The organism is Stenotrophomonas sp. WED208, assembly GCF_040984485.1.
GTDB classification, from domain to species: Bacteria; Pseudomonadota; Gammaproteobacteria; order Xanthomonadales; family Xanthomonadaceae; genus Stenotrophomonas; species Stenotrophomonas riyadhensis.
The window spans coordinates 4,004,951-4,028,937 of the sequence record NZ_JAZARB010000001.1 but is presented as its reverse complement, the minus strand read 5'-3'; the positions used below and the strand labels follow the sequence as shown (position 1 = coordinate 4,028,937).

At 68.4% G+C, this 23,987-nt stretch carries 16 protein-coding genes; all 16 read left to right on the top strand.

Annotated features, from left to right (window positions below):
• The first annotated feature begins 384 nt into the window (after window positions 1–384).
• The 16 genes from VPH47_RS18395 to pncB all read left to right on the top strand — a co-directional run bounded on the left by VPH47_RS18395 (window position 385) and on the right by pncB (window position 23,986).
• Window positions 385–7,566: an ESPR-type extended signal peptide-containing protein gene (locus VPH47_RS18395; protein WP_368851429.1), complete on the top strand. Its 7,182-nt coding sequence runs from the start codon at window positions 385–387 to the stop codon at window positions 7,564–7,566.
• A gap of 157 nt (window positions 7,567–7,723) precedes the next feature.
• A complete protein-coding gene (locus tag VPH47_RS18390) occupies window positions 7,724–9,577 on the top strand; it encodes a S8 family peptidase (protein ID WP_180847390.1) in 1,854 nt (617 codons plus the stop codon).
• A 136-nt stretch (window positions 9,578–9,713) separates the two neighbouring features.
• On the top strand, window positions 9,714–11,435 hold the full coding sequence (gene gspE, locus VPH47_RS18385; protein ID WP_180847391.1) for a type II secretion system ATPase GspE: 1,722 nt from the start codon (window positions 9,714–9,716) through the stop codon (window positions 11,433–11,435).
• 24 nt (window positions 11,436–11,459) lie between these two features.
• Window positions 11,460–12,680 (top strand): type II secretion system F family protein, encoded by a 1,221-nt coding sequence (locus tag VPH47_RS18380; protein WP_153856263.1) that lies wholly within the window; start codon window positions 11,460–11,462, stop codon window positions 12,678–12,680.
• A gap of 49 nt (window positions 12,681–12,729) precedes the next feature.
• Window positions 12,730–13,173, top strand: coding sequence for a type II secretion system major pseudopilin GspG (gene gspG, locus VPH47_RS18375; protein WP_004154150.1), 444 nt, complete (start codon window positions 12,730–12,732; stop codon window positions 13,171–13,173).
• A gap of 6 nt (window positions 13,174–13,179) precedes the next feature.
• Window positions 13,180–13,674, top strand: coding sequence for a GspH/FimT family pseudopilin (locus VPH47_RS18370; RefSeq protein ID WP_197611144.1), 495 nt, complete (start codon window positions 13,180–13,182; stop codon window positions 13,672–13,674).
• Window positions 13,671–14,096: a prepilin-type N-terminal cleavage/methylation domain-containing protein gene (locus VPH47_RS18365; RefSeq protein ID WP_110711007.1), complete on the top strand. Its 426-nt coding sequence runs from the start codon at window positions 13,671–13,673 to the stop codon at window positions 14,094–14,096. Before VPH47_RS18370 ends, VPH47_RS18365 begins: the two co-directional genes overlap by 4 nt.
• The gene (locus VPH47_RS18360; RefSeq protein WP_125432656.1) at window positions 14,093–14,725 is read left to right on the top strand and encodes a type II secretion system protein J; all 633 of its coding nucleotides are present in this window, start codon (window positions 14,093–14,095) and stop codon (window positions 14,723–14,725) included. The genes VPH47_RS18365 and VPH47_RS18360 overlap by 4 nt, the downstream gene beginning before the upstream one ends.
• Entirely contained in the window at window positions 14,722–15,585 is an 864-nt protein-coding gene (locus VPH47_RS18355; protein WP_164162672.1) for a general secretion pathway protein GspK, read from the top strand. The genes VPH47_RS18360 and VPH47_RS18355 overlap by 4 nt, the downstream gene beginning before the upstream one ends.
• Entirely contained in the window at window positions 15,582–16,727 is a 1,146-nt protein-coding gene (locus tag VPH47_RS18350) for a PilN domain-containing protein (protein WP_110711010.1), read from the top strand. Before VPH47_RS18355 ends, VPH47_RS18350 begins: the two co-directional genes overlap by 4 nt.
• Window positions 16,702–17,421, top strand: coding sequence for a type II secretion system protein GspM (gene gspM / locus VPH47_RS18345; protein ID WP_368851428.1), 720 nt, complete (start codon window positions 16,702–16,704; stop codon window positions 17,419–17,421). The genes VPH47_RS18350 and gspM overlap by 26 nt, the downstream gene beginning before the upstream one ends.
• Window positions 17,411–18,196: a hypothetical protein gene (locus VPH47_RS18340; RefSeq protein ID WP_368851427.1), complete on the top strand. Its 786-nt coding sequence runs from the start codon at window positions 17,411–17,413 to the stop codon at window positions 18,194–18,196. Before gspM ends, VPH47_RS18340 begins: the two co-directional genes overlap by 11 nt.
• A gap of 9 nt (window positions 18,197–18,205) precedes the next feature.
• The gene (gspD, locus tag VPH47_RS18335; protein WP_153856269.1) at window positions 18,206–20,407 is read left to right on the top strand and encodes a type II secretion system secretin GspD; all 2,202 of its coding nucleotides are present in this window, start codon (window positions 18,206–18,208) and stop codon (window positions 20,405–20,407) included.
• 603 nt (window positions 20,408–21,010) lie between these two features.
• On the top strand, window positions 21,011–21,862 hold the full coding sequence (locus VPH47_RS18330) for a glycosyltransferase family 2 protein (RefSeq protein ID WP_180855263.1): 852 nt from the start codon (window positions 21,011–21,013) through the stop codon (window positions 21,860–21,862).
• Complete coding sequence (locus VPH47_RS18325) at window positions 21,859–22,698, top strand: glycosyltransferase family 2 protein (RefSeq protein ID WP_180847562.1); 840 nt, start codon at window positions 21,859–21,861, stop codon at window positions 22,696–22,698. The genes VPH47_RS18330 and VPH47_RS18325 overlap by 4 nt, the downstream gene beginning before the upstream one ends.
• 106 nt (window positions 22,699–22,804) lie before the next feature.
• A complete protein-coding gene (pncB, locus tag VPH47_RS18320) occupies window positions 22,805–23,986 on the top strand; it encodes a nicotinate phosphoribosyltransferase (protein ID WP_110711016.1) in 1,182 nt (393 codons plus the stop codon).
• The last annotated feature ends 1 nt before the right edge of the window (window position 23,987 follow it).

Genomic DNA, 23,987 nt, shown 5'->3' with positions numbered 1-23,987 from the left:
GACCGGCGGGTTTTTCTTTGTGCGCGTGAAATTCCTGTCCTGCCCGCTAGTTACATGGATTTTCAGGCGACAGAAGGTCGTCACGCATACCTAACAAAATCCTTTTATAAACAGGTGAAATAGTGAACTGCTTCACGGCAATAGGATTTGCCGCGTCAAAGTCTTGACGATTTGGAAAGTTGCCGTTAACACTTGAACCCCGTTTCAGAATCATTCATTTCGCAGTAACCGGTTGGCGCACGCGCTCGGTTTTCTGTCTCTGCGCGCCGTTCGGCAATACCCCGCAGTAAATCACGCGAATAAACGCCCCCAGGGGACGTTGGGCCGGAAAGCCCAGCGGTGGCGTTGCTTTGCCCAAAACCAGTCCAATCAGGAGCCGTACCGATGAATCGGATTTATCGCAAGGTCTGGAACAAAGCATTGGGTCAGTTGGTGGTGGCCTCGGAACTGGCCTCCTCCGACAGCAGCAGTGGCGGGGTCGTCGACCAGCGCCGCGATGCGACACAGGCCACGCCCGCACTGCTGGCAGTGGCACTGGGCCTGGCAATGGGGTTGGGCATGAGCGGCAGCGCCGCAGCACAGTCGGTGCAGATCGGCGGCAGCGCCACCTGCGTTGCATTCAGCGGCAAGCTGCTCGAAAAGTGCCTGATCGAAGGCTCGGCCACGGCCAAGGGCAGCAACGCGGTGGCGATCGGCAGCAACAGCAATGCCAGTGCCGCCAACAGCGTTGCGCTGGGCGCTGGCTCCAAGGCCACGCGGGCCAACACCGTGTCCGTCGGCGATGCCGGCAAGGAACGGCAGATCGCCAACGTTGCGGCGGGCACCCAGGCGACCGATGCGGTGAACAAGGCGCAGCTGGACGCGCAGGCGCGCGCCACCCAGGCTGCGCTGGCCGACGTTGCCGCAGATGGCAACCGCTATTTCAAGGCCGATGGCGCAGGCGATGACAGCGACGCGGCGAAGATCGACGGGCAGGGCGCAGTTGCGGCCGGTGCGGGTGCGCAGTCGCTGGCCAACGCCACCACCGCCATCGGCACCCAGGCCATTGCCGCTGGCATCGGCGCCAGCGCGTTCGGCCAGGGTGCTTTGGCGATCGGCGATGCCAGCGTGGTGGTCGGGCAGAGCGCTGCGGCCTTTGGTCTCGGCGACACTGCCGTCGGTGCAAGCGCTACCGCCGCCAGCGAAAACGGCGCGGCCACCGCGCTGGGTGCCTTGTCCGAAGCCACCGCCGATGGCGCCACCGCTGTTGGCGGCGGTGCCGTGGCGATGGGCCCGGGCAGCACCGCGCTCGGTCGTGGCGCCACCGCCGCCAACGAAGCATCGATCGCAGTTGGTGCGTTCAGCACGGCTGTCGGTGAATACAGCACCGCGCTGGGTTCCAACTCCGCCGCGGTTGCCACCGGCAGCGTGGCGCTCGGCGCGGGCTCGCTGGCCGACCGCGTCGATACCGTGTCCGTCGGCGCCGCCGGATACGGCCTGACCCGGCAGATCACCAGCGTGGCCGCCGGCACTGAAGACAACGATGCAGTCAATGTCGGTCAGCTGAAGGGCGTCGCCGCCGTGGCCGATGCCACCGCCAAGCGTTTCCAGGCCAACGGCAGCAGCAACAGCGATGCCGGTGCACTGGCCGAGGGCGACGAGGCGCTGGCGGCCGGCGAGGCCGCCAATGCCATCGGCAACGGCACCACGGCAGTCGGTGGCGGCGCCACCGCCGTCGCGCAGAACGCCACTGCCGTTGGCAACAACGCACTGGCCTCGGGCCAGAACAGTGCCGCGTTCGGCAACAACGCGCAGGCCAATGGCCCGGGCAGCGTTGCCGTGGGTGGCGCTGCGGTGGACGCCGATGGCAACCCGCTGATCACCAGTGGTGGCGTGCCGGTAGAAACCGGCGCCACCAGCGCAGGCGTCGGCGGCACTGCGGTCGGCGCCAGTGCCGAAGCCAGTGGTTTTGCGGCGTCGTCCTACGGCGTTGGCGCCTATGCCGCCGGCGCACAGGCGTCCGCGTTCGGTGCGGTGGCCAATGCCATCGGTGACTACTCCACCGCGCTGGGTACGCAGAGCAACGCGACGGGTACCAGCAGCGTTGCCATCGGTGGCCCGGCTGACCTGATCCCCGGCCTGGGCTTCTTCGTGCAGACCCAGGCCAGTGGCGAAGCCGCGACCGCCGTCGGTGCCGGTGCCATCGCCAGTGGCGACCGTGCCGTGGCCAACGGCAGCCTGAGCGAAGCCTCCGGCACTGAAGCCACGGCCGTTGGCTACTTCGCCTATGCACCGGGCGAGAACGCCAGTGCCCTGGGCGCGCAGACCTGGGCCAGCGGTGCGCAGAGCACTGCCGTGGGCTACTACGCCACTGCGCGCGGCGCAAACAGTGTCGCGCTCGGGGCCAACTCCGAAGCGGTGCGTGCCAACAGCGTGGCGGTGGGCAGTGCCGGCAACGAACGGCAGATCACCAGCGTCGCTGCGGGCAGCGAAGCCACCGATGCGGTGAACAAGGCCCAGCTCGACGCCGTGGCCAGCACTGCCGACACCACCGCGCGTTTCTTCCAGGCGCAGCCGGAGGCGGGCAGCGATGCTGGCGCACTGGCTGATGGCGAAGGCTCCATCGCTGTGGGTTCGTCGAGCAATGCGATCGGCGCCGGCGCCATCGCGCATGGTGCTGCCGCGTCGGCCATCGGCGATGACAGCGTGGCCGTGGGCCGCAACAGCACGGCCACCGGCAATGGCGGTGTCGCCATCGGTGGTCTCGGCCAGGCTTATGACGAATTCAACCAACCCATCATCGGCGCCGACGGCACGGCGCAGCAGGTCGGCACCACCGCCGTGGCCGATGCCACCGCCGTCGGCAGCGGTGCGCAGGCCACCGGGGCTGCCAGCAGCGCCTTCGGCAACGCGGCCAAGGCCAGCGGAGACAACAGCTTCGCCGCAGGCGGCAAGTCGCGCGCCACCGGCAGCTACGCGGTCGCGGTCGGCGACAGTGCCTTCGCCAGCAGTGACGACAGCACCGCCGTCGGCGGCTACAGCTGGGCCACCGCCAGCGGCGCGAGTGCGTTCGGTTCCGGCGCATGGGCGACGGCCACCAATGCCTCGGCATTCGGCAACGCGGCCTGGGCCAGTGGCAGCGGCGCAACATCCATCGGTTACAACAGCTGGGCCAACGGCGCCAGCTCCACAGCGGTCGGCCGTGGTGCCTTCGGCTATGGCGACAACAGCGTGGCGCTGGGCTTCCAGGCGCTGGGCAACAGCATCAACAGCATCGCCATCGGCACCAACACGGTGGCCGGTGGCGAGAGCGCGATCGCGCTGGGTGCCGGCAGCAATGCCAGCGCCAGCAATGCGGTTGCGCTGGGCGCCGGCTCGGTTGCCAACCGTGCGCGCACGGTATCGGTGGGCAGCACTGGCAACGAACGCCAGGTGACCAATGTCGCTGCCGGTACCCAGGCTACCGATGCGGTGAACAAGGCGCAGCTGGATGCCGTGGCAGGCGCAGCAGCCACCACCAGCCGCTTCTTCCAGGCCAGCGGCAACGGCGGTGATGTGGCCGGTGCACTGGTGGACGGTGATAACGCGCTGGCCGCCGGTGATGCAGCCAACGCCATCGGCAACGGGGCCACCGCACTCGGCAGCGGTGCCAACGCGCTGGCCAACAACGCGCAGGCACTGGGCTTCAACGCCCTGGCCAGCGGCGCCAACGCCAGCGCGGTCGGTGCCAACGCACAGGCGACCGGTGAATATGCGACCGCGCAGGGTGCGGAAAGCGAGGCCAGTGGCGAGCAGAGTGCGGCGTTCGGTGCGGCCAGCATCGCGAGCGGCGCAGGCAGCACCGCTACCGGCGTGCTGTCCGAAGCCTCCGGCGAGGAGGCCGTGGCGGTGGGTTACTTCAGCAACGCCAGTGGCAGCGGCGCCACTGCGGTCGGCAGCGAGAGCGTGGCCAGTGGCACCGCGTCGGCAGCGTTCGGCATCGGCGCCGAAGCGACCGGCGGTTACAGCACCGCCATCGGCGGCTACGCGCAGGCCTCGGCGTTCAATGCCACCGCGTTCGGCAACTTCGCCAATGCCTCCGGTTCCAACAGCGTGGCAGTGGGTGGCGATTCGGAAGCCTCCGGTGCCTACAGCACCGCCACCGGCCAGGGCAGCCTGGCCACCGGCACCAACAGCGTCGCCGTCGGTGGCTCGTTGTTCGGTCTGCTGGCCACCGAGGCCTCGGGCAACTACTCCACCGCGGTGGGTGGTGGGGCCTGGTCGGGTGGCATCAACAGCACGGCGTTGGGCAACGCCGCCGAATCGCGCGGTGCCAACAGCGTGGCGCTGGGTGCCGATTCGATCGCGGATCGCGACAACACCGTGTCGGTGGGCGGCGGTGGCAATACCCGTCAGATCACCAACGTGGCCGATGGTACGCAGGGCAATGATGCGGTCAACAAGAATCAGCTCGATGCCGTAGCCGCGGCAGCGCAAAAGACCAGCAGGCAGTTCCAGGCCAGTGGCAATGCGGATGGTGAAACCGGGGCGCTGGTGGAGGGCGACAACGCGCTGGCGGCCGGTGACGCGGCCAACGCGATCGGCAACGGTGCCACCGCGCTCGGCAGCGGTGCCAATGCGCTGGCCGCCAACGCCACCGCCGTGGGCATCGATGCGCTGGCCACCGGCAGCAACGCGGCTGCCCTGGGCAGCACGGCACAGGCCACCGGCGAAGACAGCCTGGCGCTCGGCACCGGCGCCAGCGCCAGTGAACTGGGCGCAAGCGCGGTCGGCGCGCGCGCGCAGGCCAGCGGTGCCTACAGCACGGCCACGGGTACCGAATCCAATGCCAGCGGCACCCAGGCACTGGCCAGCGGCTTCCGCAGTGCCGCGTCCGCCGATGGCACCACCGCTGTCGGCGGCTACGCCGAAGCCAGCGGTCGCCTCGGCACCGCGTTGGGCTACGGCTCGGCAGCCAGTGGTGCCAACACCACTGCAGTAGGCTTCGGTGCCGCTGCGGCCGGTACCGGCGCGGTGGCGGTCGGCCAGTCCAGCGAAGCCAGTGGCGAGGAGAGCGTCGCCATCGGTGGCAGCACCTTCTTCGGCCTGATCCCGTCGCGTGCCAGTGGCACCGGTGCTGCGGCATTCGGTGCGGGCGCGTGGGCCACCGAAGACTACGCCACGGCGATCGGCTGGAATTCGTGGGCGGCGGGCAGCAGTGCCACCGCACTGGGTGCCAATGCCACCGCCAACGGCAGCAACAGCGTCGCGCTCGGCGCCGGCTCCAAGGCCGACCGTGACAACACGGTGGCTGTCGGCAAGGCGGGCGGTGAGCGCCAGGTCACCCATGTCGCAGCCGGTACCGAAGCCACCGATGCGGTGAACAAGGGCCAGCTGGATGCAGTCGCCAGCGTTGCCAACAAGACCAGCCGGCAGTTCCAGGCCAGCGGCAATGCCGATGGCGAGGCCGGTGCTCTGGTGGACGGTGACAACGCACTGGCCGCCGGCAACGCGGCCAATGCGCTCGGCAACGGCGCCACTGCGCTGGGCAGCGGTGCCAACGCCATGGCCGCCAATGCCACGGCCGTGGGCTTCGATGCGCTCGCCACCGGCAACAATGCGGCCGCACTGGGCAACGCGGCGCAGGCTGCTGGTGTCGACAGCGTGGCCGTGGGCAGCGGTGCCAGCGCCAGCGAACTCGGCGCCAGCGCTACCGGTGCCGGTGCCCAGGCCAAGGGCGCCTACAGCACCGCCAGCGGCGCGCAGGCCACGGCCAGCGGCACCCAGTCGCAGGCCAGTGGTTTCCGTGCCAATGCTTCGGCCGATGGCGCTTCGGCGCTGGGCAGCTATGCCGAAGCCAGTGGCCGCCTCGGTACTGCGGTCGGCTATGGCAGCAAGGCCACCGGCGCCAATGCCACCGCGGTAGGTGTCAGTGCCAACGCGTCGGCGGCCGGCAGCATCGCACTGGGCGCAGGCTCGGTGGCCGACCGTGCCAACACCGTGTCGGTGGGCAGCAGCACCAGTGATCGTCAGATCACCCGCGTCGCTGCCGGTACTGAGCGCACCGATGCGGTCAATCGCGGCCAGCTTGATGCGGTCGCCGCAACCGCTGATGGCACGGCGCGTTACGTCAAGGCCACCGGCGCAGGTATCGCCAGCGCCAGCGGCAGTGATGCCGCCGCGATCGGTTCGGCGGCCAGCGCCAGCGGCGCACGCAGCAATGCACTGGGTGCCAATGCGATGGCGATCGGCAATGGTGCACTTGCGCTGGGTACCAGCGCCGGCGCATCCGGTGCCAACTCGGTGGCACTGGGCGCAGGTTCGCGTGCGCTCGATGCCAACGTGGTGTCGGTCGGCGGTGGCAACGGCACCGAGGGTCCGGCCACGCGCCGCATCGTCAATGTGGCCGATGGCCGCATCGCCGCCGGCAGCAGCGACGCCATCACCGGTTCGCAGCTCAACGTCACCAACCAGCGGGTGGGCGCGGTGGAAACCCGCGTGGGCGATTTTGATTCGCGTATCGCCACCGTTGAAACCACGGCGGCCAGTGCGGTCGGCTATGACGACGCCAGCCGTGATCGCCTGACCCTGTCCGGCTTCCAGGGCACCACCATCGACAACGTCGGTGCCGGCAGCATTGCGGCTGGCAGCCGCCAGGCGATCAATGGTGGGCAGCTGTTCCAGTCGCTCAGCGATGCCGCCAGCTTCCTCGGCGGCGGTGCCAGCGTCGGCATGCAGGGTGTATTCGTGGCACCGAACTATGTGATCCAGGGGGCCACCTACAGCAACGTCGGCGATGCGCTGGGCGCGCTGGACCGCAAGGTCAGCGAGATTGACCGCCGTACTGCGGGTGGCACGCGTGCAGGTGCTGCCAGCCTGCGTGCAATGAGTGCCGCGCTGGATGACAGCCCGCTGGCCAGCGTGGCCGATGCTCCGGCAACGGCCGACGCGGCACCGGCCAGCACCGCGCGCGTGCAGGGCACGCCGACCGCCGCCGCAGCGGGTGCCGGCATTCCGGTGGGCACGCCGGCAAACGGCTTCAATGCCGTCGCCATGGGCGAGGGCGCTGTCGCCAGCGGCGCCTCGTCCACTGCCATCGGCCAGGGTGCCAATGCCACCGCTGCGAACGCCGTGGCGCTGGGCCAGGGCTCGGTCGCCGATCGTGCCAACACGGTCTCGGTGGGCAGCGAAGGCAACGAACGCCAGGTCACCAACGTGGCGGCCGGTACCACGGCCACCGATGCGGTCAACAAGGGCCAGCTCGACCGTGGCATGGCCACGGCCAACAGCTACACCGACAGCCGCGTCCAGGCCGTCGCCGACAGCTTCGATGTGTTCAAGGGCGAGATCGACGGACGCCTGCGCCACATGGATCGCCGCATCGACCGTCAGGGTGCGATGAGCGCCGCGATGCTCAATATGGCGACCAGTGCAGCGGGTATCCGCACCCAGAACCGGGTCGGCGTCGGCATTGGTTTCCAGGGCGGCGAGTCAGCGTTGTCGCTGGGTTACCAGCGTGCGATCAGCGATCGCGCCACGGTCACTTTTGGCGGCGCCTTCAGCAGCGACGACAGCTCGGTCGGCGTCGGTGCCGGCTTCGGCTGGTAAGTCACTTCATTGCGCCGGCGGCCACCCACGCCGGCGCTGCACCTGCAATGAGGGCCTGGGGGGAGGTCACGGCAATCCCGGCTGGGCCGGCCGGGAGTCGTCAAGGAATGATGGCCGCAGTGTTGGTTCGAACCATGACCCAGAAGAGGAATTCGACGTGATCAAGAAGCAGAACCTCCGCATCAATGTGCTTGCTGCCGCCGTGCTGTCGATGACGGCCGTCGGTGCCGTCCACGCCGCCGGACTGCCGACCCGCGAACCGGTGCGCCAGGCCAGCACCGCCCAGCCGGGAACCGAGCGCATCATCGTCAAGTACCGTGCCGGTGCTGCCGCCGCCACTGACCGCTCGGCGAAACTGTCCACCGTGCAGTCCGCACTGACCCGTGCCAGCCTCTCCGGTGGCACGTCCCGTGCCAGTACGCTCGGCCCGCAGGTGGTCCGCAGGCTGGCGACCGGTGCCGACCTCATCCGTGTGCAGGGGCGCCTGGCTCCGGCCGAACTGCAGCGCGTACTGAAGGAGCTGCAGGCCGACCCGTCGGTGCAGTACGCCGAAGCCGACGTGAAACTGCGCCGTACCGAACTGCGTGCCGGCGACGTGCAGCCCGCGCTGGTGCCGAACGACCCCTTCTACCAGCAGAACCAGTGGCACCTGCACAATGCGGTGGGTGGCATCAACGCACCGGCTGCATGGGATGTCTCGCAGGGCGAGGGCATCGTGGTAGCGGTGATCGATACCGGTGTCCTGCCGCAGCATCCGGACCTGGTCGGCAACTTGCTGGAAGGCTACGACTTCATCAGTGACGCAGAGACTTCGCGGCGCCCGACCAACGACCGCGTACCGGGCGCGCAGGATTACGGCGACTGGGTCGAGAACGACAACGAGTGCTATGACGGCTCGCTGGCCGAGGAAAGCTCCTGGCACGGCACCCACGTCGCCGGTACGGTGGCAGAGCAGACCAACAACGGTGTCGGCATGGCCGGCGTCGCCTACAAGGCGAAGGTGCTGCCGGTCCGCGTGCTCGGCAAGTGCGGTGGCTACCTGTCCGACATCGCCGATGCCGTGGTGTGGGCGTCCGGCGGTACCGTCGCGGGCATTCCGGCCAACACCAATCCGGCCGAGATCATCAACATGAGCCTGGGCGGCAGTGGCACCTGTGGCAGCGCCTACCAGGACGCCATCAATGGCGCGATCTCGCGTGGCACCACCGTGGTGGTCGCGGCGGGCAATGAAGCCGACAACGCGTCCAAGTACCGTCCGGCCAGCTGCGAAGGCGTGGTGACCGTGGGTGCCACCCGCATCACCGGCGGCATCACCTACTACTCCAACTACGGTACCCGCGTGGACCTGTCCGGTCCGGGTGGTGGTGGCAGCGTCGACGGCAACCCGGGCGGCTACATCTGGCAGACCGGCTCCAACGCGGCGACGACACCGGAATCGGGCACGCCGGGTTACATGGGGCTGGGCGGTACCTCGATGGCCTCGCCGCATGTGGCAGCCGTTGCCGCACTGGTACAGAGCGCGCTGATCGCCAAGGGCAAGGATCCGCTGACCCCGGCCGCGATGCGCACCCTGCTGAAGGAAACGGCGCGTCCGTTCCCGGTGGCCATTCCGGCCGCGACCCCGATCGGTACCGGCATCCTCGACGCCAAGGCCGCGCTGGCCAAGGCACTGGAAGAACCGTGCACTGAGAACTGCGGACCGGTGGCCACGCCGCTGACCAACAAGGCTGCGGTGGGTGGCTTGAACGGTGCTGCCGCCAGTAGCCGCCTGTACAGCTTCGAGGCTGCCGCGGGCAAGCAGCTCAGCGTGATCACCTACGGGGGGACCGGCAACGTCTCGGTCTACCTGGCCAAGGGGCGTGAGCCGAGTGCCACCGACAACGATGCGCGTTCGACCCGCCCGGGTACTTCGGAAACGGTGCGGGTGACGGCACCGACGGCCGGCACCTACTACATCAAGGTGGTGGGCGAGGCGGCTTACAACGGCGTGAGCATCCTTGCCACGCAGTAAGCACGCGCTGTCGTAGTTGAATGGCCGGAGCCCGTCACTGCATGTGACGGGCTTCGTCTTTTTACGAAAGGTGGCGGAGAGGCGGCGTAAATCATGGCTTAACTGCTAAAGTCGAGCCGATTGACAGGAGAGTCATGTGAACGCGCTTGCTGCCACCGCCACTGACGACGCCGAAGGTCGCATCCTGGATGCGCTGCTGGCGCGCGGCCGACTGAAGGAAGGCGATCTGGCACGGGCGCGGCCGCTGCATGCCGAATCCGGCGGCAGCCTGCTCGGCCTGCTGGTGCGGCTGGGACTGGTTTCCGAACGTGACCAGGCGCAGGCCAGCGCCGAGGTGCTGGGCCTGCCGCTGCTGGAAGGCAAGCAGTTGCCGGAGGCACCACCGCAGGGCCTGGCCGAGGGCCTGCCGCTGTCGCTGCGCTTCCTCAAGCAGTTCCATGTCTGCCCGCTGGCGCTGGATGAACAGGGGGTCCGGCTGTGGCTGGCCGATGCCCACGATGCGTATCCGCAGCAGGCCGTGCAGCTGGCACTGGGTGTACCGGTGACACCGGTGCTGGGCATGCGCGCGGAAATTGATGACCTGGTCGAGCGCTGGTTCGGCCAGGGCCGCAGCGCGATGGGCGCGATCGTCGAGACCGCCGATGGCGAGGGCGGTGCAGTCGATGACATCGAGCACCTGCGCGACCTTGCTTCGGAAGCACCGGTGATCCGCCTGGTTAACCTGGTGATCCAGCGTGCAGTGGAGCTGCGCGCTTCGGATATCCATGTCGAACCGTTCGAGAGCCGGTTGAAGGTGCGTTACCGCGTCGACGGCGTGCTGGTGGAAGGCGAAAGCCCACCGGCCAACCTGACCGCGGCGGTGATCAGCCGCATCAAGATCATGGCCCGGCTCAACATCGCCGAGCGCCGCCTGCCGCAGGACGGCCGCATCATGCTGCGTGTGCAGGGCAAGGAGCTGGACCTGCGCGTGAGCACCGTGCCGACCGCGCACGGCGAAAGCGTGGTGATGCGATTGCTGGACCGTGAAACGGTGGTGTTCGACTTCCACCGCCTCGGTTTCACCGACGCCTTCCTGCCGCAGTTCCGCAAGGTGCTGGAGCAGCCGCACGGCATCCTGCTGGTGACCGGCCCGACCGGTTCGGGCAAGACCACCACGCTGTATACCGCACTGAGCCAGCTGAACACCGCCGACGTCAAGATCATCACGGTCGAGGACCCGGTCGAATACCAGATCGAGGGCATCAACCAGATCCAGGCCAAGCCACAGATCGGGCTGGATTTCGCCAACGCGCTGCGCAGCATCGTGCGCCAGGATCCGGACATCATCATGATCGGCGAAATGCGCGACCTGGAAACCGCGCGCATCGCGATCCAGTCGGCGCTGACCGGCCACCTGGTGCTGTCCACCCTGCATACCAACAACGCAGCCGGCGGCATCACCCGCCTGCTCGACATGGGCGTGGAGGACTACCTGCTGACGTCCACCATCAATGGCATCCTCGCCCAGCGCCTGGTGCGCCGGCTGGAGCCGACCCATGCCGAGCGCTATGAAGCCTCGCCGGAAGAGATCGAACGCTTCGAGCTGCGCCGCCTGCAGCCGGAAGGACCGATCCACCTGTATCGCCCGAAGCCTTCCGCGCTGGCGCCGACCGGCTACCTCGGTCGCACCACCATCATGGAATTCCTGGTGATGAACGATGCGCTGCGGCGTGCGGTGATGCGCCGCGATGGCATGGGCGAGATCGAGCGCATCGCCCGTGAAGCCGGCATGCGCACCATGTACGAGGATGGCCTGTCCAAGGCGTTGAGCGGGCAGACCACCATCGAGGAAGTGCTGCGCGTGACCGAGGAAAGCTGATGCGCGCAGGATCCCGGGGCTGACATGCCGACCTACCGTTACAAGGCGCTCAATCCGCACGGCGAGATCTTCGACGGGCAGATGGAAGCCGCAAGCGAGGCCGAACTGGTCGCACGCCTGCAGGACCAGGGCCATCTGCCGATGGAGACCCAGCTCGCCGATGGTGGCGCGATCGGGGGCAGCACTTGGCGCAACCTGCTGCGCCAGCGCCCGCTGCAGGGCGCCGCGCTGCTGCAGTTCACCCAGCAGCTGGCGACCCTGCTCGGTGCCGGCCAGCCGCTGGATCGCGCGCTGTCGATCCTGCTCGGGTTGCCGGAAGACGAACGCTCGCGCCGCGCGATTACCGACATCCGCGACGTGGTGCGCGGTGGCGCGCCGCTGTCGACCGCGCTGGAACGCCAGCACGGCCTGTTCTCCCGCCTGTACGTGAACATGGTGCGTGCCGGTGAAGCCGGCGGCAGCCTGCACGAAACCCTGCAGCGCCTGGCCGACTACCTTGAGCGCAGCCGTGCGCTGCAGGGCAAGGTCATCAACGCGCTGGTCTATCCGGCCATCCTGCTGGTGGTGGTGGGCGGCGCCCTGCTGTTCCTGCTCGGCTATGTGGTGCCGCAGTTCGCGCAGATGTACGAGAGCCTGGACGTGGCGCTGCCGTGGTTCACCAACGCAGTGCTGCAGCTGGGCCTGTTCGTGCGCGACTGGTGGGTGCTGCTGCTGGTGGTGCCGGCGCTGGTGGCGTTGTTCTTCGAACGCAAGGCGCGGCAACCGGCATTCCGGCTGGCGCTGGATGGCTGGCTGCTGCAGCGGCGCGGCATTGGCCGCCTGCTCGGCGAACTGGAAACCGCGCGGCTGGCACGCACGCTGGGCACCCTGCTGCGCAATGGCGTGCCGTTGCTGGGTGCCTTGGGCATCGCCCGCAACGTGCTGGGCAACCGCGCGCTGGCTGCCGATGTGGAAGCCGCCGCGGACGAAGTGAAGAACGGTGCCGGCCTGTCGCTGGCACTGTCACGCGGCAAGCGTTTCCCACGCCTGGCCCTGCAGATGATCCAGGTCGGCGAGGAATCCGGTGCCCTCGATACCATGCTGCTGAAGGCCGCCGACACGTTCGAGCAGGACAGCGCCCGGCGCATCGATCGCCTGCTGGCGGCGATGGTGCCGGCGATCACCCTGGTGCTGGCCTCGGTGGTCGGTGCGGTGATCGTGGCCGTGCTGGTGCCGCTGTACGACCTGACCAATGCCATCGGTTGACGATGGATCCCTACGCAACCCCGACACTCCGCAACTGAAAGGACCGACCATGATTGCTTCCCGTCGACCGATCCGCCTTTCCTTCACCGCCGCGCGCAACCAGTCGGGCATGAGCCTGCTGGAAATCATCATCGTCATCGTGCTGATCGGCGCGGTGCTGACCCTGGTCGCCAGCCGTGTGCTGGGCGGTGCCGACCGCGGCAAGGCCAACATCGCCAAGGCGCAGGTGCAGACCGTCGCCTCCAAGATCGACAACTATCAGATCGACACCGGCAAGCTGCCGGGTTCGCTGAACGACCTGGTGACCGCACCGGCCGGTGTTGGCGGCTGGCTGGGCCCGTATGCCAAGCCGGCCGATCTGAACGACCCGTGGGGCCACGCGCTGGAATACCGTGCGCCGGGCGAAGGCCAGCCGTACGAGCTGGTCAGCCTGGGCAAGGATGGCAAGGCCGGCGGCAGCAGCGTCGACGCCGACATCCGTTACCAGCCGTAAACCCGTATGACGCATTTCCTGCCGCGCCGGCTGCCACGCCCGCGCCTGCACGGCAGGCGCGCGGCAGGCCTGTCGCTGCTGGAAATGCTGCTGGTGATCGCGCTGATCGCTGCGATCGGCCTGATCACCGCCGCAGGGCTGTCGCGCGGCTTCTCTGGCATGCAGCTGCGCAGCGCCGGCAAGGACATCGCCAACCAGCTGCGCATGGTGCGCGCACAGGCGATCGCCCGCGGTGAGCCGCAGCGTTTCGTCATCGAACCGGCAACGCGGCGCTGGGAAGGCGCCAACCAGCGCCACGGCGAGGTGCCGGCACAGCTGCAGGTGCAGTTCGAAGGCGCCGCGCAGCTGGCCACCGCGCCAGGCCAGGGCGTGATCGAGTTCCACCCCGATGGTGGCTCCAGCGGTGGCCGCATCCGGCTGCAGCGTGACGATGCCGAATGGCGCATCGACGTGGGCTGGCTGACCGGTGAGGTCCGCTCCGGCCCCTGGCGGTCGCAATGAAGCGGCGCGCCCGCGGCTTCACCCTGCTGGAAGTGATCATCGCCTTCGCCCTGCTCGGGTTGGCGTTGACCCTGCTGCTGGGGAGTCTTTCAGGTGGCGCGAAACAGGTGCGCGACGCCGAGCTGCGCACGCGTGCGGTGCTGCATGCGCAGTCGCTGCTGGCCGAAGCCGGTGTTGCCTCGCCACTGCAGGTCGGCAGCCAGCAGGGGGACTGGGAACAAGGGCGCTACCACTGGCAGCTGCAGGTGCAGCCGTGGGTGGAGCCACGCGCGAACAATGTGGCGCAGGCACAATCGCAATCACCGGGTGCCCCCTGGTTGGCCGAGCTGCAGCTGCAGGTGCGCTGGGGCGACAGTGAGCGCGAGCAGCTGCGCTGGCGCAGCCTGCGCCTGTTGCCGCCGGACCTGGAGAGCGCGCGATGAAGCGCCGCGCCGCGGGTTTCACTCTGGTTGAAGTGATGCTGGCCACGGTGCTGCTGGCCGGTGGCCTGGCCCTGGCGTTCGCCAGCGTGCGTTCGGCGATGGCGGTCAGCCAGCGCGGCGAGCAGATCGCTGCCGAGAGCGAACGCATGCGCGCAGTGGAGACCTTGCTGCGTCGGCAACTGGCAGGCGCGCTGCGTACGCCACTCGAAGCGCCCGATCCCACCCGCGAGCCGATCTTCTTCCAGGGTGAAGAAAACCGCATGCTGTTCGCCGCCGATCTGCCGGGTTATCTCGGACGGGGGGGATCGTACCTGCATGCACTGCAGGTTGATGGCCGCAGCGGCCAGCAGCGCCTGTTGCTGGACCTGGTGCTGCTGCAGGAAGGCGAGCGCATCGCGGAAAATCCGCCACGCCCGCCAGAAGTGCTGGTGGAGAACCTGAAGTCGGTGCAACTGCGCTATCGCGGCATCGATGCCAGCACCGGCCAGGTGACCGACTGGATGCCGCGCTGGGACGACACCCGGCGCCTGCCGATGCTGGTGGAGATCCAGATCGTGCCGGCCAAGGGGGCGCCCTGGCCGACGCTGGTGGTGGCGCCGCGTGCCGGTGGCAGCGGAGGTGCACGGTGAGCCGGCAACACGGCGCGGCACTGGTACTGGTGCTGTGGCTGATCGCATTGATGACCGCACTGGTCGGTGCGTTCGCGTTGAGCGCCCGTGTCGAGCACCTGCAGCAGCGGGTACTGGATGACGATGCGCGCGGCCAGGAACGTGCGCGCGCGGGTCTGGAGTACGCGCTGACGCGCCTGTCCGCCGATCCGCAGCGGGCGCCGTGGCGCGCTGATGGCCGTACCTACCGCTGGCAGTTCGATGACGCCAGCATCGAGATCAAGGTGCTGGACGAGAACGGCAAGATCAACCTGAACCTGGCCGACGTGACCCTGCTGACCGCCTTCCTCAAGGCGCTGGGCGAAGACGAGGGGGCTGCGCGGCAGCTGGCTGGTGCCATCGTCGATTGGCGTGACGAGGACAGCCTGCTGCAGCCTGGGGGCGGTGCCGAAGCGCCTGACTATGCGGCGGCCGGGTTGCCGTATGGCCCGCGCAACAAGCGTTTCGAGACCCTCGGCGAGCTGCAGCGGGTGCTCGGCATGCGTGGGCCGCTGTACCAGAAGATGCTGCCGCACCTGACCCTGTACAGCCGACAGGCGCGACCCGATCCGCAGTTCGCCAGCGCCGTGGTGTTGACCGCGTTGGGCCTGGACGCGGATACGGTGCTGGCCCAACGTGCCCAGCAGGAGCGTGATGCCGATTCCGCTGCCGGTGCGTCAACCCTTGCCAGCAGCAGTGGCACCTATAGTATCGAGTCCCGTGTCACCGACGGCAGTGGACGCCGGTCGGTGTTGCAGGCAGTGGTACGCAATGGCTCGGGCGGGGTTCCCGGGCGGTCCTACACAGTGCTTCGCTGGGAGCAGGGAATGACAGCAAGATGACGGCTTGGCAGGACAGTCTGCGGCAGGTGCAGGGCCGGATCGGCCCGGGTGCCGGCCGTTTCCTGCGCTGGTGGCGGCAATCGCTGCTGGCCTGGGTGCCGGCTCGTTGGCAGTGGGCGCTGGGCTGGGCACAGGCGCGCCTGCTGCTGCAGCGCGAGGGCGACCAGCTGCAGGTCTGGCGTGAGGCAGGCGAGCGTCGCGAGCCAGTGGCGCGCCTGCCGTGGCCGTTGTCGCCGGCTGAACTGGACCGGGTGCTGGAAGCGCGCCTGCGCAGCCTGCCGCGGCTGTGGCTGCTGCCGGCCAGCGATGTACTGCGTCGCCAGCTGCGGCTGCCCGCGGCGGCCGCCGACCGCCTGCGCGCGGTGGTTGGTTTCGAGATCGATCGGCAGACGCCATTCGAATCCAGCCAGGTCAGCTATGACGTGCGTGAACTCGGCGTGGCCGGCGAAGGCCAGCTGCAGGTCGAACTGGTGGCCTGGCCGTTGCGCCAGCTGGAGGCCTGGCGCAATGACGTGGGCCAGTGGGCCGATGCGCTGGCCGGTGTCGATGCGATCGATGCGCAGGGCAACACGCTGCAGGTGAACCTGCTGCCGCCCGCACAGCGCCAGTTGCGGACCGATCCGATGCGGCGCTGGAACCTGCTGCTGGCGGTGGCCGCCGTGGTGATGCTGGTGCTGGCCGGCCTGCAACTGCTCGACAACCGCCGCGCGGCGGCCGATGAACTGCGTGCACAGGTGGAACGCAGTGCACGCAGTGCGCGCGGCGTGGCCAGCGAACGTGCGCAGCTGCAGGCGCTGATCGATGGTGCGGCGTTCCTGGAAAAGCAGCGCAGCCAGCGCGCCGGGACGGTGGAGATCTGGACCGAGCTGACCCGGCGCCTGCCGGAGGGCACCTACCTGGAAAAGCTGGCCATCGAGAGCAACAACCTGCAGTTGATCGGGCTCAGCCGCGAGGCCTCGCAGCTGGTGCAGCTGCTGCAGGACGCGCCGCAGTGGCGCAAGGTCAACCTGACCGGTGTGCTGCAGGCCGATGGCGCCGCCAGTGGCCGCGACCGCTTCACCATGACCGCTGAGCTGCAGCCGTTGCCAGCAGCGGCCCCGACCCGGGAGGCGGCCGATGCCGATGCCAAGCGCACGCCGTGACCGCTGGCTGGCGCTGGCGCTGCTGCTGGCAGTGCTGGGCCTGGCCTACCTCCTGCTGGTGCACCCGTGGTTCACCCAGCCGTTGCGCGAGATCGATGCCGATGTCGCGGCGCTGCGCGAGCGCGAGTCGCGTGTGCAGGCACAGCTGCAGCAGCAGCCGCAGATCGAACAGCGCCTGCGTGCCACCCGTGAAGCCTTGCAGCAACGGCCGGGCTTCCTGCATGAGGCCACTGCCGAGGCCGCCGCCGCCGCGCTTGGCGCCAAGCTGCAGGATGCGGTGGCGATGGCCAGCCCGGGCAACCGCAGCTGCACCATCAGCAACCGCACGCCGCTCACCGACAACCGGCGCGACGCCGAGTTCGTACGCGTCGCCATGCAGGTGCGCCTGCGCTGTGGCGTGGCCGAACTGGCCACCGTGCTGCACAGCCTGGAAACCGGCAGCCCACGCTTGTTCGTCGACAACCTCAACCTGATCGCGCAGCGCTTCCAGCAGTCGCCGAATGAATCCGGACTCGGCCTGGACGTGTCGTTTGAACTGGCGGGCTATCTGCTGCCGGGCGCCGCTGCCGATGGCGCTGCCCCGGCACCTGCAGCCGAGCCGGGCGCGGCGCCGCAACCGCCATCGACCGCACCAGCACCAGCACCCGCACCGGCTACGCCGCAAGCGGGGCAGGAGGTGGCGGATGAAACTTGAGCAGATCAGCCTGCGCACCGGCTTCCTGCTGGCTCTGGCCGGCTGGGCGGCGGCGGTCTGGCTGGCCACCGGCTTTGGCCTCGGCAGCCAGCTGCCCGGCACCGACGGTGATGCCGACACGGCGCCCTCGCTGCCAGCCCTGCCGCCACTGGCCGCCGAGCGCATGGCCAGCGCCGACAGTTACAGCGCCATCGGCGAACGTCCGCTGTTCGCCGAAGACCGCAAGCCGCGACCGTATCTGCTGGGAGGCAGCGAACCGGCCGCCAGCGCCGCGCTGCGCCTGACCGGCGTGCTGCTGACTGGCGATTTCGGCATGGCCACGTTCACCACCGAACAGAACCGTTCGCTGCGTCTGCGCCTCAATGGCGACGCCGTGGATGGCTGGCAGCTGGTGGGGCTGGCGCCACGCCAGGCCACGGTGATCGGCCCCGGCGGCAGCCAGGTGCTGGAACTGGCCGTGTTCAACGGCCAGGGCGGCGAACCACCGACCGTACTGCGTGGTGCCAACGGTGCGCCGCCCGCAGGTGCGATCGTGGTGCCGCCCCCGGCGGGTGCTCCGCCAGCACCGCCCACGTCCGCAGCAGCTCCGCAGCCGCAGCAGCAGCCGGCTGGCGCCGTGCCTCCGCCCGCCGCTGCCCCGCCTGCCAACAACAACGGCCCCAGCGAAGCGCAGATGCAGGCCATCCGCGAACGCATCCAGGCCCGTCGTCGCCAGCTGCAGCAACAACAGCAGCAACAACCGTCGCCGCCCCCGGGCGATGGCACCAACCGATAGAGTGAATGCATGAGCCTGCGTTTCCTTCCCTGGTCCTTTGCCCTCGCGCTGCTGGTCGGCTGCAGCACCGTGTCCGCGCCGCATGTGCAGCGCAAGGGCAATCTGTCGCCCACTGCCGAGGCCGGCCAAGCGGCCGAAGTCGCCGCTGACGCTGCCCGTGACGCCCAGGGCGCTCCGCAGGCGGTGATCCGACGTGGCACCGGCACCATGATCAACCGCGAAGCGGCCCGCGCGCCGGCACCGGCACTGCATGGCGCCAGCACCGGTGAGGCGACCTTCAATTTCGAAGGCGAGTCGGTGCACGCGGTGGTCAAGGCCATCCTCGGTGACATGCTGGGCCAGAACTACGTGATCGCACCCGGGGTGCAGGGCACGGTCACGCTGGCGACGCCCAAGCCGGTGTCGCCGGCGCAGGCGTTGAACCTGCTGGAAATGGTGCTGGGCTGGAACAACGCCCGCATGGTGTACAGCGGCGGCCGCTACAACATCGTCGCCGCCGATCAGGCGCTGGCCGGTACCGTCGCACCGAGCACGGCGCCGGCTGCCAGCGCGCGCGGTTTCGAAGTACGTGTGATCCCGCTGCAGTTCATCTCCGCCACCGAGATGAAGAAGGTGCTGGAGCCGTATGCGCGGCCCAACGCCATCGTCAACGTCGACAGTGGCCGCAACGTGATCACCCTGGGCGGTACCCGCGCCGAGCTGGAAAACTACATGCGCACCGTCGAGATCTTCGACGTTGACTGGCTTTCGGGCATGTCGGTGGGCGTGTTCCCGATCCAGTCCGGCAAGGCCGAGCAGGTCGCCGCCGACCTGGAAAAAGTGTTCGGCGAGGAGAGCAAGACGCCCAGCGCCGGCATGTTCCGCTTCCTGCCGTTGGAAAATGCCAACGCGGTGCTGGTGATCACCCCGCAGGTGCGTTACCTGGACCAGATCCAGCAGTGGCTGGACCGTATTGATACGGCCGGTGGCAGTGCGCGCCTGTTCTCCTACGAGCTGCGCTACATCAAGGCACGTGACCTGGCCGAGCGCCTCAGCGAAGCGTTCGCCAGCAGTGGCAACCGCGGCGGCTCCAGCCCTGCATCGCTGGCACCGGGTGCAATGCCGTCGCAGCTGGGCAGCGACGGTGATCGTGGCATGGACAGCAACAACAGCAGCAATTTCGGTTCGACGTCGGGCAGTGGTTCCAGTGGCACCGGCAACGGCAGCATGAACCTGCCGCAGCGCCAGTCCGGCAATGTCAGCGTCAGCCTGGAAGTGGAAGGCGATCGCGTGGGCGTGTCGGCGGTGGAGGAAACCAACACCCTGCTGGTGCGTTCGACCCCGCAGGCCTGGCGTTCGATCCGCGAGGTGATCGAGAAGCTGGACGTGATGCCGCTGCAGGTGCATATCGAAGCCCAGGTGGCCGAGGTCGCGCTGGAAGGTGATCTGAAGTACGGCGTGAACTGGTTCTTCGACAACGCTGTGGCCGGACGGGCGCTGACCGGCGCATTGAGTGGCGTGACCCTGCCGGCGGCTGCCGGCGGCTCCTGGAGCAGCTTCGCCGGTGCCGCAACCGCCGGCGAAGGGCTGGGCTGGGCATTCACCGGCCACAATGGCGCAGCGGTGGTAAGCGCGCTGGACAAGGTCACCGACGTACGCCTGCTGCAGACTCCCTCGGTGTTCGTGCGCAACAACGCCGAGGCCACGCTCAACGTAGGCGACAAGGTGCCGATCAACACCACCACGGTGAACACCGGTATCGGCGCCGGCACCTACAGCTCGGTGCAGTACATCGACACCGGCGTGATCCTGAAGGTGCGGCCGCGCGTGACTCGTGATGGCACCGTGTTCCTCGACATCGTGCAGGAAGTGAGCAGTGCCTCCAACGTGCCGGACAATTGCAATCCGACGGAGCGCAACTGCAACCCGCGTATTTCCACCAAGAAGCTGTCGACCGAAGCGGCGGTGCAGAGCGGGGACACCATCATGCTGGCCGGCCTGATCACCGACACGGCCACCGATGGCAGCAGCGGTATTCCTGGCCTGAGCCGGATTCCCGTGGTGGGTGCACTGTTCGGGCAGAAGAGTCGCACCAGCCGTCGTTCGGAGGTGATCGTGCTGCTGACCCCGAGCATCGTGCGCAACGGGCAGGAAGCACGCACCCTGACCGACGAGTACAGCCAGCGCTTCCGCGCGATGGAACCGCTGAACCAGCCGCGCGCGAAGAAGTAAGGGGTTTACGGCCGGGCTGCGCCCGGCACCCGCAGAGGCCAGAGCTGGAGCAACAGCAACAGCAACAGCAACAGCAACAGCGGGTTTACTGAGGGATGGCGGGGCACTGTGGGTTTGCGGGGACGCCGTAAACCCATCCATGGGGGCTTGGTCGCCGCATCCATGCGGCTCACACCCCGCAAACCCACAGTGCCCCGCCTTCGACGGTGTCCTGCTGCTGTTGGTAGGTGTCGACCTTGGTCGACACGCTGGATCCACACCATGCGTGGAAGACGCTCCATCGAAATCGAATATTTCGATATCTGTGAGATCTGAGCCGAGCATGGCTCGGCTCTACAGAAAGCAATGCCCGGCAGATCGCAGGCAACTGTCGAAGGCGGGATGGGTCCGGTTGCGGGGGTGTCCGCGGCATGGATGCCGCGGCCAAGCCCCCATGGACGGGTTTACGGCGTCCCCCGCAACCGGACCCACCCCGCCATCCCCCAGGAACCCAGCCTTTGCTTCGGCTGTTGCTGTTGCTCCGGCCTGAAGCGGGCGCCGGGTGCAACCCGGCCGATACCCTCCCAGTGCTAGGCTGTGGCTACCGACAACCACGGAGGCGGGATGGGGGCGATCGTGTTGTTGCCGCTGTGCGTGGACGATGCTGCACTGGATCGTTGCCTGGCTGCGCTGGATGCCGGCACCGCGCCGGGAACCGCGGTCTGGTTGGCCGACGACGCGCAGACCGGGCCGCGTGCGCAGGCGGTGGTGGAACACTGGTTGGCACATACGCCATTGCAGGCCGAGTACACCCGGCGCGCACGGCCGCTGGGCGAAGTCGCCCACCTCGATGAAATGCTGCGCGCCTGCGATGGCCTCGACGTGGCGGTGCTGGCACCGGACAGCATGCCGGCACCGGGCTGGCTGCAGCAGCTGCAGGATGCCTTTGCCCGCGACGCGGCCATCGCAACCGCAACCCCCTGGTGCAACGCCGGTGAAACCTCCGCCTGGCCGCGCTTGGGCGAAATCAATCCTGAGCCTGAAGATCCGGACCTGCTGGCACAGACCTGCGCGAGCCTGCCAACGCTGCACCCGGAGCTGCCGTCGGCGGTCACCCACGCGGTGCTGGTGCGTGGCAACGCGCGCCGTCGTGCCGGTGGCCTGGATGTGGACAGCTATGCCGGCTGGAACGCGGCGCTGGTCGACCTCAGCCTGCGCATGGCCGGATTGGGTTGGCGCAACGTGCTGTGCGAGACCGCCTTCGTCAGCCGGGCAGGGGAGGCGGTCAGCCGTGACGGCGATCTCGAAGCGCTGGCCGCGCGCTGGCCGGGCTGGGTGCCTCGGTTGGCGGACTTCCTGATGCACGACCCGCTGCACGGGCTGCGCGCCGACCTGCAGCAGCGCATGCGGCAGGCGATAATGCCGAAGGAACAGGGCGACCTGTTCGTCCCGTCCGCGCCGGAGCCACCCGTTTGAATGTTGCCATTGCCGCCATCGTCGTCACCTACCAGAGTGGCAGCACCATCGACGCCTGCCTCTCGCGCCTGCGCCAGGCGCAGGACGTGGCCGAGATCCGGGTGATCGACAATGGCTCGATGGATGGCACGCTGGACATCGTGCAGCGGCATGCCAGCCACGACCCCCGCGTGCGCTTCGTCGGCAATCCGGACAATCCCGGCTTTGCCGCCGCCAACAACCAGGGCGTGGCCGATTCGCACAGCCCGTGGCTGGCCTTCATCAACCCGGATCTGATGGTCGAGCCGGATACGTTGGCTGAACTGCGCCGCCGTGCCGAAGCCTTGGGCGACTGCCTGCTGGGTGTTGAGCAGCTGGACGAGCATGGCCATGCCGACGAGGCGGTGCGCCGTCGTGATCCGGATTTCCTGTTGATGCTGCGTTCGCCCGGGAAGGGCTCGAAGCTGGCGGTACCGCGTGAGCCGCACCTGGCGCTGCAGCGGGTGCCCGCCCTGTCCGGTGCGCTGCTGATGATGCCGCGCGCACTGTTCGAGCGCATCGGCGGCTGGGACGCGGGCTACCGCCTGCACGCCGAGGACCTGGACCTGTGCCGCCGCGCACGCGAGGCCGGCGCGGTGGTGGCGATCGCCAACGACCTGCATGTCACCCACGTGCGCGGTGTCTCCAGCCGTTCGCGGCCGTTCTTCGTTGAATGGCACAAGCACAAGGGCCTGTGGCGCTATTTCCAGAAGTTCGAGGCCAGGCAGCGCTCGCTGCCGGTGCGCGTGGCGGTGTGGGGCGCGATCTGGGCACATGCCCTGATGCTGGTGCCGAGGCTGCTGCGCAGGTCGTTGTAGAGCCGAGCCCACGCTCGGCTCAGGCAACATCCAGCCGAGCGTGGGCTCGGCTCTACGGAAGGTAGGCGCGCCCACGGTTCACTCCGCCGGGCGCATAATCCGCCCCATGCCTATCATCCAGTCCCTGCTCGACACCGATCTGTACAAGTTCACCATGATGCAGGCGGTGCTCCACCAGCACCCCGGCGCCCAGGTGCAGTACCGGTTCAAGTGCCGCACCCCCGGCATCGACCTGGCCCGCTACATCGACCAGATCGACGAAGAGATCGACCACCTGTGCAGCCTGCGCTTCAGTGATGCGGAGCTGGATTACATGCGTGGCCTGCGCTTCGTGAAGCCGGACTTCGCCGATTTCCTCGGCCTGTTCCACCTCGACCGCAAGTACATCCAGCTGCGCGCGTCGAAGACCGTGCCCGGCGAGATCGAACTGGACATCACCGGTCCGTGGCTGCACACCATCCTGTTCGAAGTGCCGCTGCTGGCGATCATCAACGAAGTCTGGTTCCGCAACACCACCACGGCCGACTTCGCCGAAGGCGAGCGCCGCCTGCAGGCCAAGGCCGCGCTGCTGCGCGATACCCCCGGCTTCGAGCAATGCCGCATCGCCGACTATGGCAGCCGTCGCCGCTACTCGCGTGACTGGCACGCCCGTCTGCTGCCGCTGCTGCGCGATGCGCTCGGCCCGCAGCTGGTCGGTACCAGCAACGTGCACTTCGCCCGCCTGTACGGCATGACCCCGCACGGCACCATGGCCCATGAGTACCTGCAGGCGTTCCAGGCACTGGGCCCGCGCCTGCGTGATTCGCAGGTGGCGGCACTGGAGTCGTGGGCGCGCGAGTATCGCGGCGATCTGGGCATCGCGCTGTCCGACGTGGTCGGCCTGGATGCGTTCCTGCGCGACTTCGACATGTACTTCTGCAAGCTGTTCGACGGCGTGCGCCATGACTCCGGCGATCCGTTCGACTGGGGTGACCGCATGCTGGCGCACTTCCAGCAGCGCCGCGTCGATCCGCGCAGCAAGGTGCTGGTGTTCAGCGACGGGCTCGACATCGCCAAGGTGATGCGCCTGTACGACTACTTCAGGGGGCGCTGCCAGGTCGCGTTCGGCGTCGGCACCCATCTGACCAATGATCTGGGCCCGACGCCGCTCAACATCGTCATCAAGATGGTCCGCTGCAACGGCCAGCCGGTGGCCAAGCTCAGCGATTCGCCGGGCAAGAGCATGTGCGACGATCCCGGCTATCTGGCCTATCTGCGCCAGGTGTTCGAGTTGCCGCAGCCGGAGTAAT

What these genes read in the sequence shown, in the direction of transcription:
- gspD (WP_153856269.1), top strand. Translation starts at nt 18,206, where the DNA reads ATGAGCCTGCGTTTCCTTCCCTGGTCCTTTGCCCTCGCGCTGCTGGTC.
- VPH47_RS18350 (WP_110711010.1), top strand. Translation starts at nt 15,582, where the DNA reads ATGACGGCTTGGCAGGACAGTCTGCGGCAGGTGCAGGGCCGGATCGGC.
- VPH47_RS18340 (WP_368851427.1), top strand. Translation starts at nt 17,411, where the DNA reads ATGAAACTTGAGCAGATCAGCCTGCGCACCGGCTTCCTGCTGGCTCTG.
- VPH47_RS18395 (WP_368851429.1), top strand. Translation starts at nt 385, where the DNA reads ATGAATCGGATTTATCGCAAGGTCTGGAACAAAGCATTGGGTCAGTTG.
- gspM (WP_368851428.1), top strand. Translation starts at nt 16,702, where the DNA reads ATGCCGATGCCAAGCGCACGCCGTGACCGCTGGCTGGCGCTGGCGCTG.
- pncB (WP_110711016.1), top strand. Translation starts at nt 22,805, where the DNA reads ATGCCTATCATCCAGTCCCTGCTCGACACCGATCTGTACAAGTTCACC.
- VPH47_RS18380 (WP_153856263.1), top strand. Translation starts at nt 11,460, where the DNA reads ATGCCGACCTACCGTTACAAGGCGCTCAATCCGCACGGCGAGATCTTC.
- VPH47_RS18360 (WP_125432656.1), top strand. Translation starts at nt 14,093, where the DNA reads ATGAAGCGCCGCGCCGCGGGTTTCACTCTGGTTGAAGTGATGCTGGCC.
- VPH47_RS18370 (WP_197611144.1), top strand. Translation starts at nt 13,180, where the DNA reads ATGACGCATTTCCTGCCGCGCCGGCTGCCACGCCCGCGCCTGCACGGC.
- gspG (WP_004154150.1), top strand. Translation starts at nt 12,730, where the DNA reads ATGATTGCTTCCCGTCGACCGATCCGCCTTTCCTTCACCGCCGCGCGC.
- VPH47_RS18365 (WP_110711007.1), top strand. Translation starts at nt 13,671, where the DNA reads ATGAAGCGGCGCGCCCGCGGCTTCACCCTGCTGGAAGTGATCATCGCC.
- VPH47_RS18330 (WP_180855263.1), top strand. Translation starts at nt 21,011, where the DNA reads ATGGGGGCGATCGTGTTGTTGCCGCTGTGCGTGGACGATGCTGCACTG.